This window comes from Crassaminicella thermophila, from assembly GCF_008152325.1.
In the GTDB taxonomy this organism is placed as follows: domain Bacteria; phylum Bacillota; class Clostridia; order Peptostreptococcales; family Thermotaleaceae; genus Crassaminicella_A; species Crassaminicella_A thermophila.
The window spans coordinates 1,489,400-1,504,257 of record NZ_CP042243.1 but is presented as its reverse complement, the minus strand read 5'-3'; the positions used below and the strand labels follow the sequence as shown (position 1 = coordinate 1,504,257).

Here is a 14,858-nt window from a genome sequence, read left to right as displayed (position 1 = left end):
TCTTTTGATATAATAAGGTTTAGATTGGAAAGAATATAAATGCTAACAGATAGATTTAGGAGGAATTATTTTGAGTAAAAGAGAAGAAGTACAAGTATCATTAAAAGATTTAGCATTACAAAGTGAATATATTGAGATTATTAGAATGGAAAATGAAGAATACTTAGAAAAAACTGGACAAAGAAAAAAAGTAATGATTATTACCTATGGTTGTCAAATGAATGAGCATGATTCTGAAAAATTGTTAGGTATGCTCGATAATATGGGATATATAGAAACTAATAATATGTATGAAGCCGATTTGATTATTTATAATACGTGCTGTGTAAGAGAAAATGCAGAATTAAAAGTATATGGAAATCTTGGACAGTTAAAGTCATTAAAGAAAGAAAAAAAAGATATGATTATTGTCGTTTGTGGATGCATGATGCAACAACCTCATGTTGTAGAACAAATTAAGAGAAAATATAATCACGTAGATTTAGTTTTTGGGACCCATAACCTTCATAGGTTTCCTCAACTATTAGCAACTTGTAAAAAAGCTAAAGATATGATTGTAGAGGTATGGGAAGAAGAAGGAGAAATTGTAGAAGGCATACCAGCTGTAAGAAAATATGAATTAAAAGCTTTTGTAAACATTATGTATGGTTGTAATAACTTTTGTACCTATTGTATTGTACCATATACTCGCGGAAGAGAAAGAAGTAGAAATGCTGAAGATATTATACGAGAAATTAAGCAATTGGTTATGAATGGTACAAAAGAGGTGACTCTTTTAGGTCAAAATGTTAATTCCTATGGGAAGACGCTAGATGCAGATATTGATTTTGCTGGTCTTTTATATAAATTAAATGAAATCGAGGGCTTAGAGAGAATAAGGTTTATGACTTCACATCCAAAAGATTTATCTTATAGATTAATAAGAGCTATGAGAGATTGTGAAAAAGTATGTGAACATATTCACCTACCAGTTCAATCAGGTAGCACAAGAGTACTTAAGAAAATGAATAGACACTATTCTAAAGAAGATTATTTAAAACTAGTACAGGATTTAAAGAAAGAGGTTCCTAATGTATGTATTACAACAGATATTATTGTAGGTTTTCCTGGAGAAACAGAAGAAGATTTTAAAGAGACATTAGATGTTATTCAAAAGGTTCAATATGATTCTGCATTTACTTTCTTATATTCTATAAGAGAGGGTACTCCAGCAGCAACATATGTAGATCAAGTTCCTGAAAATGTAAAACATGAACGCTTTAATAGATTGTTAGATATTTTAAATCCTATAATTGCTAAAAAGAATAGTTTGCTAAAGGGAAAAGTAGTTGAGGTTCTTGTAGAAGGGCCAAGTAAGACTAATAAAGATAGACTTATGGGACGTACAAGAACTAATAAACTTGTAAATTTTATTGGGCCTAAAGAGTGTATAGGGAAACTAGTAAAAGTAAAGATTACTGAACCAAAAACATTTAGTTTAAATGGTGAATTTATTGAATAAAATTAAAACAACTATATAAAACCAGGGATGTCCCTGGTTTTATATAGTTTATGATATAATAGTAATATTATTTTTTATGGGAGGAAATTTCTATATGGGTAAGTTAACTCCAATGATGAAACAATATTTAGATTTGAAAGAGAAATATAAAGATTGTATTTTATTTTTTAGATTAGGTGATTTTTATGAAATGTTTTTTGATGATGCTATTTTAGCTTCGAAAGAGTTAGAGATAACATTAACAGGAAGAGATTGTGGACTTAAAGAACGTGCACCAATGTGTGGTGTACCACATCATTCTGCTGAAAATTATATAGCAAAATTAATAGATAAAGGGCATAAGGTTGCTATTTGTGAACAGGTTGAAGATCCTTCAGTATCTAAAGGAATTGTAAAAAGAGATGTAGTTAAAATAATAACTCCTGGTACAGTTATGGATGCATATATGTTAGATGAAAAAGAAAATAATTATATCATGTCTATATATGTTGATGATGATGGAGCAGGAATATCTTTTGCGGATGTATCGACAGGAGAGTTAAGAACAACTGAGTTTACAAAAGATAATTTTATAAACTGTTTATTAGATGAAATTGTCAAAATTAATCCAAAGGAAATAATTATAAATACTTTGCAATGTTTAGGATATGATTTGAAATCAGAAATATATACAGTCCTTTCTAAGCCTTATATTGATGTATTTGATAGTTGGGCTTTTAAGCAAGATTATGCTATTAAAAAAATTAAACAGCATTTCAATATAATAGCAATAGAAGGCTTTGGAATAGATGATAAAAACCATAGCACGTGTTCTATAGGAGCTTTATTTGAATATTTACAAAAAACACAAAAAAATTCTCTTTCTCATATAAACAATATATATTTTTACTCATCAGATGCTTATATGATTTTGGATAAATCTACAAGAAGAAATTTAGAATTAACTGAAACTATGAGAGAGAAAAAAAGAAAAGGTTCTTTGTTATGGATACTAGATAAGACAAATACAGCAATGGGTGGAAGAATCTTAAAAAAATGGATTGAAGAGCCATTGAAAGATATTGGAGAAATTCAATCAAGATTAGACGCTGTTGAAGAGCTAAAAGAGAATATTTTAGCTAGAGAAGAGTTAAAAGAACTATTAAATAATGTATATGATTTAGAACGTTTAGTCGTAAGAATATCTTATGGAAATGCTAATGCAAGAGATCTTATTGCGCTAAAGGGATCTCTTGAAGTATTGCCTAAAGTAAAGAAAATTTTAGATTCTTTTAATACATTAAAATTGAAAAATGTATTATATGAAATTAATTTAGTTCAAGAAGTAAAAGAACTGATAAAACAATCAATTATGGATGACCCTCCAATTACGATTAAAGAAGGGGGAATTATTAAAAGATTTTACAATCATGAACTAGATGAGTTAAGAGAAATTATATCAAATAGTAAACAATGGATTGCAAATTTAGAAAATAACGAAAGACTTAAAACAGGAATCAAATCATTAAAAATTGGTTTTAATAAGGTTTTTGGGTATTATTTAGAAGTTACAAAAACTAATTTAAATTTAGTACCAGAAAATTACATCAGAAAACAAACTCTCGCAAATGCTGAAAGGTATATTACTCCAGAATTAAAAGAAGCTGAATCCAAAATTTTAGGAGCAGAAGATAAGGTTGTAGAATTAGAATACCAAATATTTGTTCAAATTAGAGATGAAATTAAAAAATTCACGAAGGAAATACAGAATACAGCGCGTGCGATTGCAACTTTAGATGCATTAATATCTTTTGCTGAAGTTAGTGATAGGTTTGGTTATACAAAGCCAAAGATTAATAACGATTTGCTTATAGATATTTGTAATGGAAGACATCCAGTTGTTGAGAGAACTATGGATTTTGATATGTTTATAGGAAATGATACTTTATTAGATGGTGATGAAAATAGATTTTCAATTATTACTGGGCCTAATATGGCAGGAAAATCTACATATATGAGACAAGTAGCTTTAATTGTACTAATGGCACAAATAGGATGCTTCGTTCCAGCTGATAAAGCAACTATTGGAGTGGTAGATAGAATATTTACAAGAGTAGGTGCATCTGATGATTTAGCTCGAGGGCAGAGTACTTTTATGGTTGAAATGAGTGAATTGGCTAATATTTTAAATAATGCTACAAAGAAAAGTTTGATTATTTTAGATGAAATAGGAAGAGGAACAAGTACTTATGATGGCTTGAGTATTGCTTGGGCTGTTGTTGAATATATAAGCTCAAAGAAGGTATTAGGTGCTAGAACATTATTTGCTACTCATTATCATGAATTAACAGAATTAGAAGGAATTCTTAATGGAGTAAAAAATTATTGTATATCTGTAGAAGAATGTAATGACGATATTATATTTTTGCGAAAGATTATTAGAGGAAGTGCAGATCAAAGTTATGGTATTCAAGTGGCTAAATTAGCTGGAGTTATAGATGATGTAATAACTAGAGCAAAACAGATTCTTTTGCAATTGGAAGAAAACGACATTAATAAAAAGAACTTAAAAGAAGATACGACGATAAATAAAACAAATGAAGTAATATATGAAAAACAAATGAGTATTTTTGATGGTAAGAATAATGATGTTATTGAAGAATTGAAAAAAATAGATATATTAGATATTACTCCTATGGAAGCTATGAATCATTTATATAAACTTGTTAAACTAGCTCAAAATAGAGGAGTGTAAAGATATGTTAAAAAGAATTCATAAATTAGATAAGTTAATAGCTAATAAAATAGCTGCTGGAGAAGTTGTTGATAGACCAGTTTCTGTTGTAAAAGAATTAGTAGAGAATGCTATTGATGCTAATGCTTCAAAAATTATTGTAGAGATTAAGGAGGGGGGAAAAACTTATATAAGAATTACTGATGATGGTATAGGAATATATGAATCTGATGTAGAAATAGCTTTCGAAAGACATGCTACAAGTAAGATAAAAGATGCTGATGACTTGAATTCTATTTTGTCATTAGGCTTTAGAGGAGAAGCATTAGCAAGTATTGCATCAGTTTCTCAAGTTGAATTAATAACAAAGACTGAAGATTCTAAAACTGGTACATATTTAGAGATACATGGAGGAGAAATTATAGAACGTAAAGAAATTGGTTGTCCTAAAGGAACCACTTTTGTGATTAAAAATTTGTTTTATAATATGCCAGCAAGATATCAATTTATGAAATCTAATGCTGTTGAAACTGGTTATATAAGTGACTTGATTAGTAAATTTGCATTGGCATATTCTAATATTTCTTTTCGATTCATAAATAATGGTACTATTGTATTTACTACTTCTGGATCTAGTAGTGTAATAAATAATATTGTAAGTATTTATGGAAAAGAAATAGCAAAAAATATGATGTATGTTTCAAATCGAGTTAAAGATATATCTATAGAAGCTTATATTTCAAAACCAACTATAGCTAGAGGAAATAAGAAGCAACAAGTATTTTTTGTAAATGGTCGATATGTAAAAAATAAAATTATTAGTGATGCCATTGAAGAAGCTTATAAAACATTAGTTAAAGTGAACAGATTTCCTATATGCTTTATATATTTAAATATTCCACCTAATAGGCTCGATGTAAATATACATCCTACAAAAACAGAGATACGCTTTGATGATGAATTATATATTAAGGATTTTGTTGTTAATACATTAAGAAGTAAACTGTTAGAAGAAAATTTAATCCCAAGTATAGGTTTTGAAAAATCTAAAAAACAACTTGAAGGATATCAGGAAAGAATAATTGATTTACCTACATGTTCAGATACTATAATTAAAAATACTAAAAATATAAGTGAGATAAAACCAAATAAAGAACATGAGAAAGATTTAGTTTTAGAGGATAAATTATCCTACCATGCAAATAATAAAGTTGAAAACAAGTTAGTTAAAGCAACCCAAAAAAAAGAGAAAATAAACAGAAATAATATTAGTGAGTTCAATCAAAATACAAAAACAAAAAATATTGTAAATGAAGAGAAATTAAACAATAAAAATTCAGAGTTAATTATGAATATTAGGATATTAGGACAAATTTTTAATACATACTTAATAGGACAAGATGATCAAACTATGTTTTTAATAGATCAACATGCTGCTCATGAAAGGATTTTATATGATACTTTATTGAAAAGCTATAAAGAAAGATCAGCAGTTAGTCAAAAATTATTAACCCCTATTTTAGTTGAGGTATCTTTTGTAGAATTTGAAATAGTAAAGAAAAATGTTGATATTTTTAATAATCTAGGATTCGAAGTAGAAGAATTTGGAATGAATGCATTTATTTTAAGATCTGTTCCTGTTGTATTTGGAGAACCTGAAGCAAAAGAATTTTTTATGGAAGTTGTTGACAATTTTCAAAAAAATATTAACAATAGCTATGACATAAAAGTCGAACAAATAATATCAATGGCTTGTAAACAAGCTATTAAAGCAAAAGATAAACTTGATTTTGTAGAAATTAAAGAACTAATGAAACAATTAGCTAAGCTTGAGAATCCATTTACTTGCCCTCATGGCAGACCGATTATTGTATCTATGACAAAATATGAAATTGAAAGAAAATTTAAAAGAATATAGAGGAGGAATAACATGAAAAAACCTCTTTTAATAATAGTTGGACCTACGGCTGTTGGGAAAACAGAAATATCTATTAATATTGCTCAAAAATTAAATGGAGAGATTATTTCTGCTGATTCTATGCAAATTTATAAGCATATGGATATTGGAAGTGCAAAACCTACTTTAGAAGAACGTGCAGGTATTCCGCATTATTTAATGGATGAAATTGATCCTAGAGAAGATTTTTCTGTAGTTCAGTTCCAAAAAAAGGCTAAACAATATATTGATTTAATTTTAAAAAAAGGAAAAATTCCTATTATCGTAGGTGGTACAGGCTTATATGTTAATTCAATTATATATGATATAGACTTTACAAAAACTATTTCTAATTGGGAATTTAGAAATAAACTAGAAAAAGAAGTTCAAACTTATGGAAATGAATATTTGCATAAAAAATTAGAAGAAAGAGATCCTGATGCAGCAGCAAGAATTCATCCTAATAATGTAAAAAGAGTCATTAGAGCTTTAGAGATTATTGAAAATGGAGAAAGTATAAAAGACTTTCGCAGCGCTTTAGTTGAAAATCCAGATTATAATTATGTTTTAATTGGACTAATGAGAGATAGACAAGAGTTATATGAAAGAATCAATAAAAGAGTTGACATATTAATTAAAAAAGGACTTGTTGAAGAAGTGAAAAAGTTGATAAGCTTGGGTTTAAATGAAGAAGACATTTCGATGAAGGGATTAGGGTACAAAGAAATTATAAAATACTTAAAAGGTATGTATGATTTTGAAGAAGCTATAAGAATTTTAAAAAGAGATACTAGGCGTTATGCAAAAAGACAGATTACATGGTTTAAAAGATATGATAAAATTAAATGGTTTAATTTTAATGAATACAGTTCAAAGGTTCAACTGGAAAATGACATAATAAAATATGTTGAAGGAAAATTAAACTTTATATAGAATACTTTATGTAATCTACTTTTTTCAATATTATAGGAGGGGTATTTATGAAAAATTCAATAAATTTACAAGATGTATTTTTGAACCAAGTAAGAAAAGAACATACTTCTATAACTGTATATTTGGTTAATGGATTTCAAATAAAGGGAACTGTAAAAGGTTTTGATAGTTATACAATTGTATTAGATAGTGATGGTAAGCAACATATGATATATAAACATGCTATCTCGACAATAACTCCTTTAAAGTCTGTAAATTTTATGCTAACTAATAATAAAAAGCAAGAAGAATAAAATTTAAAAATAAGGATAACAGAAATGTTATCCTTATTTTTTTGTTTTTGAAAAAATTTATATACTTACAGCATATTATATTATAACAACTATTTTGAGGTGAAAAGTATGAGATATAATAAGTATTCAGATATTTTTAATTTATTAGAACAGGGTAAAATTACAACTGAATATGCTATTCAAAAAATGATAAATAATAGAGAATTAAATGAGAATAAGAAAATAAATAATGAAGAAAACATAAGAATTTTAATGAAAGAGCTTGATAATTTAATAGGGCTAAAGAGTGTTAAAAAACTTTCAAGAGAAATACAAGCATATATTACTATTCAAAATAAACGAAAAGAAGAACAATTAGCTACTGAACCAATGGTATTACATATGATTTTTAAAGGTAATCCAGGAACAGGAAAAACAACGGTAGCACGACTATTAGGAAAAATTTTTTGTGCAATGGGAGTATTAGAAAGGGGACATGTAGTAGAAGTTGAAAGAGCTGATTTAGTAGGAGAATATATTGGTCATACAGCAGTAAAAGTAAGAGAACATATAAAAAAATCTTTAGGTGGAATTATGTTTATTGACGAAGCATACTCTTTAGCTAGAGGGGGTGAGAAAGATTTTGGCAAAGAAGCTATAGATGCAATGGTAAAAGGGATGGAAGATTATAAAGAAAATCTTATTTTAATATTAGCAGGATATAAGGAAGAAATGGAAAAATTTTTAAAAACTAATCCTGGATTAAAATCTCGTTTTCCTATACATATTGAATTTCCAGATTATAGTTTAGATGAATTAATACGTATTGCTGAAGTAATGCTTGAAAAAAGACAGTATAAGCTTTCTATTTCAGCTAAGGCAAAATTATTAAAAATTATATCACAGAAGAGATTAGAGGATAAACAGAATAGTGGAAATGCAAGATTAGTAAGAAATATTATTGAGAGAGCTATCCGAAAACAAGCAGTAAGGTTACAAAATTCAGGAAGTTTTACACGGGAAGATTTAATGATTCTAAAAAGAGAAGATATTACAGAGGGGTAGGGGATTATTAATGAGAAATTGTCTTGTTATTGGAAAGCCTAATGCAGGTAAGACGCTATTTATTTTAAATTTTGCAGAGTATCTTGGTTTTAAAAATATAGAAATTAAGTCTATAAAAAATGATGAAAAAGTAGAAGTAAAAAAATACTCAACAGAAGAAGCTAAGCGAATTTTATCTTCAAGTGTTCCGTATAAAACAACTTGCTTACAATCTATAGAGATAGAAATTCCCATTTTAAAAGGGAGAAAAATAATAAAGATTATAGATAGTAGTGGTTTAATTGATGGTATACATAAGGACGTAAAAATAAGAAGAGCTATGGGACAAACGTTAGGAGCTCTTAGAGAAAGCGATATTATTCTACATATTATTGATATTTCTAAGCTAAATTATAATAACGTTATAGAAAGTATTGGTGAAGTGGATTATCAATTAATAAAATATGGGGCTATAAAGGAAGGTTATGCTATTTTAGGAAATAAAATAGATTTGCTTGAAAGGAAAACTCCTATTATACAGCTTCAAAAAGAATTTTCAGACCATTATATTATTCCTATATCTGCTTTATTAAAGAGAGGTTTTGGAGAGGTGAAAAGCTATGTATCTCGTAGATTATAGCATTATCAAGAAACTAACTGCTAGCCTTATAATAGGATTAATCATTAAGCTTTTAGATGATTATTTAGATGAAGATAATAATTTATTAATACATACATTAGATAAAGCAATTTTACCTTATAGTATTATTTTTTTTTCTATAGCTTCAGCAATACATGTACAATATGCTGTAACATTAATGAGCTCTTGTTATATTGTTGGAATGTTTCATGATTTAAATATGAAATTGTCAACAGGATTTAAAGGATATCAGGAAAGTATTATTATATTTATTATAAATTGTTGTATGTTTTCTTTTAGGTCTATTACTACATCAATGCTTATAATGATTGTAATACAGTTTATTGATGATATTCATGATATGAAACTTGATAGAAAGTATGGATATAAGAATTTTGCAAACAAGTTTGGAAAAATAGAGATTATTCTTATGGGCTTAATTATGATTATACTTCTATTGATGTTTGATTATATCAAATTAATTATTGTACTTTTATGTTATATATTAATAAATGTTATTTATCAAAAAATTAGTATAAACCTTTTAGCAAAATTAGGTTCTAACAAATAAATAGTTGTAAAATTAAGGAGGTTTTTATGATATACGGTATTTATTCTATCATAATATTATCAATATTTTTATTAGGTTATGCTATAGGACGTAGGATAGGAATAAAGGAAGGATATAAAAAAGGAGTTTATTATGCACCATTGAAAATGCGAGAAGATGTTTATAATGACCATAGTTGTCCATTATGTAATAACCAAATTGATAATAAAGATATAATGTGTTAAAATACAAAAGAATTATATATTGGATGGTGATAAGATTGCGAAAAAATATAGAAGAATTTTTAAGAGAGCAAATGAATATAAGTAATGAAGTGTTAAATTTAGTATTAGAAACAGAAAATGAAATTCAAGAAGAATTTAAAAAAATTGATGATTTAAAGCAATATAACCAATATAAAGTATTAAAAGTAATGCAAGAGACGAGAATAAGTGACATGCATTTTAACTGGAATACAGGATATGGGTATAATGATATAGGAAGAGAGGCTATTGAAAAAGTTTACGCAAATCTTTTTAAAACAGAAGACGCTATTGTACGTCCTACTATTGTAAATGGCACACACGCTCTAACTCTCTGTCTTACAGGTATATTAAGACCAGGTGATGAAATGATTTCTGTTACAGGAAAGCCATATGATACACTTGAGGAAGTAATTGGAATTAGAGGAGAATATAATGGTTCTTTAATGGAATTTGGTGTAAGCTATAATCAAATTGACTTTTTAAGTAATGGAGAAGTAGATTTAGAATTATTAGCAAAAAGCATTACAAAGAAAACTAAGATGGTTTATATTCAAAGATCAACAGGCTATAGCTGGAGAAAAGCATTAACTATAACAGATATAAAAAATATTGTAGAGACAGCAAAAGATGTAAAATCAGATGTAATTGTTATGGTAGATAATTGCTATGGGGAATTTTTAGATATATTAGAACCTACTGAGGTAGGGGTAGATGTTATGGCAGGATCTTTGATTAAAAATCCTGGTGGAGGATTAGCTCTTACAGGGGGTTACATAGTGGGAAGAAAAAATCTTATTGAATTAATTTCTTATAGAATGACTTCTCCTGGGGTAGGAAAGGAGTGTGGCCTTACTTTTGGTCTTACAAGAAGTATGTTCCAAGGATTGTTTATAGCTCCTCATGTTGTGAGTGAGGCAATAAAAGGTGCAATCCTTTGTGCCAAGTTATTCGAAAAATTAGGTTATGAAGTGTCGCCAAGTTTTAATGGAGATAGAAGTGATATTATACAATCCATAAAGCTTAAAAGTCCTGAAGCGGTAATTGCATTTTGTCAAGGAGTACAAGCTGCTGCTCCAGTAGACTCTTTTGTAACGCCTGAACCTTGGGATATGCCTGGATATGATAGTCCTGTTATTATGGCAGCAGGAGCTTTTGTACAAGGATCTTCTATCGAGTTAAGTGCTGATGCACCTATAAAAGAACCTTATATTGTATACTATCAAGGTGGCTTAACTTATGAACATGCAAAATATGGAGTAATTAAAGCGTTGCAAACAATGAAGGACAAAGGTTTTTTAAAGATATAACAATATGGGAAGAATAGAAATAGTAACCATCAAGAGCTTATTTTTGTTTTTTCTCTTGATGGTTAAAATAATATTTTAATTTAATATATTTATTTTACAATTAATACGGATATATCAGTGTGAATCAAAACTTTATTTGAAACACTTCCTATGAATAGTTTTTGTATTCCTGATAGCCCTTTACTCCCTAATATAATCATATCTACTTTTTCTTGTTTTGCCGTTTCTACGATAATAGTAGCAGGATCACCCGTTTTTATTATAGTATTCACACTTTTTTTAAAATCTTTAAAATACTCTAGACCTTTTGTTAAAATTCTCTCTCCTTGCTTTTTACGAGCAAATTTATCAACCTTAAATACAAGTGTATAGTCATAAATGCGGGTAAGAAAATCATTAATTACATACAATATGGTTACATTACAAGAGAGCTTTTCTGCTAGTTCTTTTCCTTTTAATAGTGCTTTTCTTGAAGTTTCAGAACCATCGTATGCAATTAGTATTCTCACATTGCTGAATTCTCCTTTCTTTTTTGATTAAAATAGATACTTGTTAATCAACAATATATATCTATTCTTATTATTATATTATTACTTTTATATGATAAATGTTAATTACAATTGAAGTGTTATAATTCATTATTATTGAAGGGAATTAGTATTTCTATCTATAATGTAAAAAATAACAAAAAGAATTGGGAAACATCCCAATTCTTTTTGTATTATTAACAACCATAACCACCAAACAAGTAAGGACCACAGAACAATACTACTAATAATAAGAAGAAAAATAATAATTCGTCACGACTATTAAATAAACAACCGAATCCAGGCATAGATTTACCTCCTTTCTAATAATTGATTTACAAATTGTATCTTTTTCAATCTTTCTTAATACATGATATGTAGATTAAAGGACATGTGTTACAATATCAGTGCTCCTATTACTTTTTATTTTATATAAAACAATTATAAAAAATAATTACAGTAAAGAAAAATTATGGATAATAAATATAAGAAGAGATTCAAAATACTACAGCGCTGATTGGATTAAGTTCGTAGATGATACTTATATTAGAAAATTATTTGACAACAATCTTAAAAAGTATAAACATTATAAAATATTGAAGGGAATAAGAAATAGACTATTTTTATAAACAGAATAAGTTGTAGATTAATTTTGGTTTTTAACTTGGTAATAGTAATTTAACACTTTATCAAGCATTTGACTTATATGTATTACTTCAGCAGCTAATAGATTTTCTTTCTCATCAATTAATTCATGCATTTTATCTCGTAAAATTTTTATTTTTATTTGAATATTTTGTGGCTCGTTCATACTTTTTTTCCTTTCTTAAATTGTTTGAGTTAAACGTTTTACTAATTCAACTAAAAGATATTATACTATAATATGTATTTTATTTCCATATATATTTATAAATAATATTAAATTTTTGTTTTTTTTTTAACTTAAATAACTAAGGAGGATTGATCATAAAAGTTTATTTGATAACCATTTGTCAATAATGATATAATGAAATTGATTAATATTTGTTATAGTATTGTAATTCCGAGTAGTTTTAATATTAGAACATCAATTAGTTTAATAATATATTTAATATAAATCTAATGAAAGGAGTTTTATAACATGCAAACTAGTGAAAAAATTTTACTTTCATTTTTATCAAGACTTGAAAGAGAAAAAACCAAAAATGATTATAAAAGAGATATAAATAGCTTTGTAAAATTTATAGATAAAGATTTTCTTGAAGCAAATTTTTATGATTGTAAAAAATATATTAATGATCTTAATATGAGAGTTTCTAGTAAGAAACTTGCAATATCTACTGCTGAAAAGTTATATAGCCAAATATATAGTTTTTTTAATTATTTAGAAGAAAATAACTATATATCATATAATCATTTTAAAAAAATTTCAAAACCTATAGCATCGAGAAATATATCAAAAGAGAGAATTATAAACTGGGAAGAGTTAGATAAATTGATTTCCATACTAAAAACATATAATTTGAGGGATTATTCTATTTTAATGTTGATTTTTACATCAGGACTTACTTTAAATGAAGCTGTAAATCTTAAATGGAATCAATTTGTTATTGACGATCGTGGAAATATAGGTATTGTATTTACGACAAAATATGGAAAAAGATATACTAAAGTACATAAAGATACTTGGAATCTTTTACAAAAGTATAGAAATAGTTTATCATCTTTAATTGCACAAGATAGCTATGTTTTTTTAAATAATAGAGGCAGTAAAATAACAGGAAGATGGATAAGAATGGTACTTAAAAAAGCATGTAAAGAAGCAGCGTTAGATCGTGAGTATACTCCAAGAGATCTAAGGCATACATTAGTAGCATATACTCTTAAAAAAGGAGCTTCTTCTAAACAAGTAAAACAACAATTAGGCTGGAGTAATGAAAATCTTGCTCAAAGATATTTATATACAATTCAGCAACTGGAAGATAATGCTATTGATTATCTAAATTTTAGTTTGAAATAAAATATGAATAATTAATCTGTATAGGCGGTAGATAAAATAATTATCTACCGCCTACTAAATTTTTGGCACGTATATTTCGATTCTAAGAGATTTTTTTTGAAAATAGATAGTTTACTATTTAAAAAAAGTTGTCGAAATGCTAGGTAAAAAAATAGAGCTATCTATCCATCAATGTAACATAATAGAAATTATGTTACATCAGTGAAATTAATAGAAATATTGAAAAATCAACAGATCTTTAAAAACGTAAAATGTTAAAGTAACTTATTATATTGTGTTGTAACTTTCAATGTAATATAATATTTAGTAAGATTTAGTAGAAAAAGGGGGAATAGAAATGAAAATTGTACAACCCATAAGAGATAAGTATAAGATAGAAGATATGAAAAATGAGCTTTTAAAATCAGGATATAAAAATTATTTACTTTTTGTTGCCGGTATAAATACAGGATTGAGAATAAGTGATTTATTAAAATTGAAAGTTTCGGATGTAAGGAATAGAACACATATAAGCATCCAAGAAAAGAAAACAGGAAAAGAAAAGAGGTTTTTAATTAATAATCAATTAAGAAAAGATTTTGAAATGTATATAAAAAATATGCGTGAAGAAGAATATTTGTTTCAAAGCAGAAAAGGAAAGAATAAACCTATATCAAGAGTACAAGCGTATAGAATATTAAATAATGCTGCAAATGCAATCGGTATTAGCGAAGTTGGAACTCATACTTTGAGAAAAACTTTTGGGTATTGGCATTATCAAATATATAAAGATGTAGCTATTTTACAAGATATTTTTAATCATTCATCGCCTAGTGTTACTTTGCGATACATAGGGATAAATCAGGATATTAAAGATAAAACTATAGAAGATTTTTATTTGTAATACGATTTAGGTATATTATAATAATTTTATGTATACTAAAATACCTTCTATATTTTAAATAAGGAAGGTATTTTGTTTTAATAAATCTTCTGAATTATACAAATTTCTTTATATTTTGTTGTTTGTATACAATATTTGCCATGTGTTCAATTGATATGAATTATCAAGTGAATGGTCGAAAAATGTAGTCGTTTATGCAAAATTTATTCTAATTATGCAAATATAGTAGAATTTATCCGGTATATGTAATTCTTTAATTGAAATATATCATTATTTAAAGTTAGTTA

The 14,858-nt window shown here is 27.0% G+C and carries 14 protein-coding genes; 12 read left to right on the top strand and 2 right to left on the bottom strand.

Going from position 1 to position 14,858, the window contains the following annotated elements; genetic code table 11:
- Positions 1 to 145: 145 nt before the first annotated feature.
- The 10 genes from miaB (at position 146) to FQB35_RS07155 (ending at position 11,162) form a co-directional block, all read left to right on the top strand.
- A complete protein-coding gene (miaB, locus tag FQB35_RS07200; protein ID WP_408625495.1) occupies positions 146 to 1,501 on the top strand; it encodes a tRNA (N6-isopentenyl adenosine(37)-C2)-methylthiotransferase MiaB in 1,356 nt (451 codons plus the stop codon).
- A gap of 94 nt (positions 1,502 to 1,595) precedes the next feature.
- Positions 1,596 to 4,235: a DNA mismatch repair protein MutS gene (gene mutS, locus FQB35_RS07195; RefSeq protein WP_148809331.1), complete on the top strand. Its 2,640-nt coding sequence runs from the start codon at positions 1,596 to 1,598 to the stop codon at positions 4,233 to 4,235.
- A 4-nt stretch (positions 4,236 to 4,239) separates the two neighbouring features.
- On the top strand, positions 4,240 to 6,132 hold the full coding sequence (mutL, locus tag FQB35_RS07190; protein WP_148809330.1) for a DNA mismatch repair endonuclease MutL: 1,893 nt from the start codon (positions 4,240 to 4,242) through the stop codon (positions 6,130 to 6,132).
- 12 nt (positions 6,133 to 6,144) lie between these two features.
- Complete coding sequence (gene miaA, locus FQB35_RS07185; protein ID WP_148809329.1) at positions 6,145 to 7,083, top strand: tRNA (adenosine(37)-N6)-dimethylallyltransferase MiaA; 939 nt, start codon at positions 6,145 to 6,147, stop codon at positions 7,081 to 7,083.
- Positions 7,084 to 7,130: 47 nt separating this feature from the next.
- Positions 7,131 to 7,376, top strand: coding sequence for an RNA chaperone Hfq (gene hfq / locus FQB35_RS07180; RefSeq protein WP_148809328.1), 246 nt, complete (start codon positions 7,131 to 7,133; stop codon positions 7,374 to 7,376).
- 186 nt (positions 7,377 to 7,562) lie between these two features.
- A complete protein-coding gene (locus FQB35_RS07175) occupies positions 7,563 to 8,420 on the top strand; it encodes an AAA family ATPase (RefSeq protein WP_148810789.1) in 858 nt (285 codons plus the stop codon).
- A gap of 10 nt (positions 8,421 to 8,430) precedes the next feature.
- On the top strand, positions 8,431 to 9,039 hold the full coding sequence (locus FQB35_RS07170) for a GTPase (RefSeq protein ID WP_148809327.1): 609 nt from the start codon (positions 8,431 to 8,433) through the stop codon (positions 9,037 to 9,039).
- Entirely contained in the window at positions 9,020 to 9,610 is a 591-nt protein-coding gene (locus tag FQB35_RS07165) for a hypothetical protein (RefSeq protein WP_148809326.1), read from the top strand. Before FQB35_RS07170 ends, FQB35_RS07165 begins: the two co-directional genes overlap by 20 nt.
- 26 nt (positions 9,611 to 9,636) lie before the next feature.
- Complete coding sequence (locus FQB35_RS07160) at positions 9,637 to 9,834, top strand: hypothetical protein (protein ID WP_148809325.1); 198 nt, start codon at positions 9,637 to 9,639, stop codon at positions 9,832 to 9,834.
- Between the two features lie 23 nt (positions 9,835 to 9,857).
- Positions 9,858 to 11,162 carry a methionine gamma-lyase family protein gene (locus tag FQB35_RS07155; RefSeq protein ID WP_456298360.1) on the top strand — a complete coding sequence of 435 codons (1,305 nt, stop codon included), beginning with the start codon at positions 9,858 to 9,860 and terminating at the stop codon, positions 11,160 to 11,162.
- Positions 11,163 to 11,251: 89 nt separating this feature from the next.
- Here the strand turns inward: FQB35_RS07155 and FQB35_RS07150 are convergent, their stop codons facing one another.
- Complete coding sequence (locus tag FQB35_RS07150; protein ID WP_148809324.1) at positions 11,252 to 11,671, bottom strand: universal stress protein; 420 nt, start codon at positions 11,669 to 11,671, stop codon at positions 11,252 to 11,254.
- A 664-nt stretch (positions 11,672 to 12,335) separates the two neighbouring features.
- Complete coding sequence (locus FQB35_RS07145) at positions 12,336 to 12,500, bottom strand: aspartyl-phosphate phosphatase Spo0E family protein (RefSeq protein ID WP_148809323.1); 165 nt, start codon at positions 12,498 to 12,500, stop codon at positions 12,336 to 12,338.
- Positions 12,501 to 12,809: 309 nt separating this feature from the next.
- Between FQB35_RS07145 and FQB35_RS07140 the strand changes: the two genes are divergently transcribed.
- Both FQB35_RS07140 and FQB35_RS07135 read left to right on the top strand, forming a co-directional pair.
- A complete protein-coding gene (locus FQB35_RS07140; RefSeq protein ID WP_148809322.1) occupies positions 12,810 to 13,688 on the top strand; it encodes a tyrosine-type recombinase/integrase in 879 nt (292 codons plus the stop codon).
- 337 nt (positions 13,689 to 14,025) lie between these two features.
- Entirely contained in the window at positions 14,026 to 14,571 is a 546-nt protein-coding gene (locus FQB35_RS07135) for a site-specific integrase (RefSeq protein WP_148809321.1), read from the top strand.
- Positions 14,572 to 14,858: the final 287 nt, after the last annotated feature.

Bases quoted from the DNA above. Each gene is read 5' to 3' on its own strand.
- miaB (WP_408625495.1), top strand. From the start codon at position 146: ATGGAAAATGAAGAATACTTAGAAAAAACTGGACAAAGAAAAAAAGTA.
- mutS (WP_148809331.1), top strand. From the start codon at position 1,596: ATGGGTAAGTTAACTCCAATGATGAAACAATATTTAGATTTGAAAGAG.
- mutL (WP_148809330.1), top strand. From the start codon at position 4,240: ATGTTAAAAAGAATTCATAAATTAGATAAGTTAATAGCTAATAAAATA.
- miaA (WP_148809329.1), top strand. From the start codon at position 6,145: ATGAAAAAACCTCTTTTAATAATAGTTGGACCTACGGCTGTTGGGAAA.
- hfq (WP_148809328.1), top strand. From the start codon at position 7,131: ATGAAAAATTCAATAAATTTACAAGATGTATTTTTGAACCAAGTAAGA.
- FQB35_RS07175 (WP_148810789.1), top strand. From the start codon at position 7,563: ATGATAAATAATAGAGAATTAAATGAGAATAAGAAAATAAATAATGAA.
- FQB35_RS07170 (WP_148809327.1), top strand. From the start codon at position 8,431: ATGAGAAATTGTCTTGTTATTGGAAAGCCTAATGCAGGTAAGACGCTA.
- FQB35_RS07165 (WP_148809326.1), top strand. From the start codon at position 9,020: ATGTATCTCGTAGATTATAGCATTATCAAGAAACTAACTGCTAGCCTT.
- FQB35_RS07160 (WP_148809325.1), top strand. From the start codon at position 9,637: ATGATATACGGTATTTATTCTATCATAATATTATCAATATTTTTATTA.
- FQB35_RS07155 (WP_456298360.1), top strand. From the start codon at position 9,858: ATGGTGATAAGATTGCGAAAAAATATAGAAGAATTTTTAAGAGAGCAA.
- FQB35_RS07145 (WP_148809323.1), bottom strand. From the start codon at position 12,500: ATGAACGAGCCACAAAATATTCAAATAAAAATAAAAATTTTACGAGAT.
- FQB35_RS07140 (WP_148809322.1), top strand. From the start codon at position 12,810: ATGCAAACTAGTGAAAAAATTTTACTTTCATTTTTATCAAGACTTGAA.
- FQB35_RS07135 (WP_148809321.1), top strand. From the start codon at position 14,026: ATGAAAATTGTACAACCCATAAGAGATAAGTATAAGATAGAAGATATG.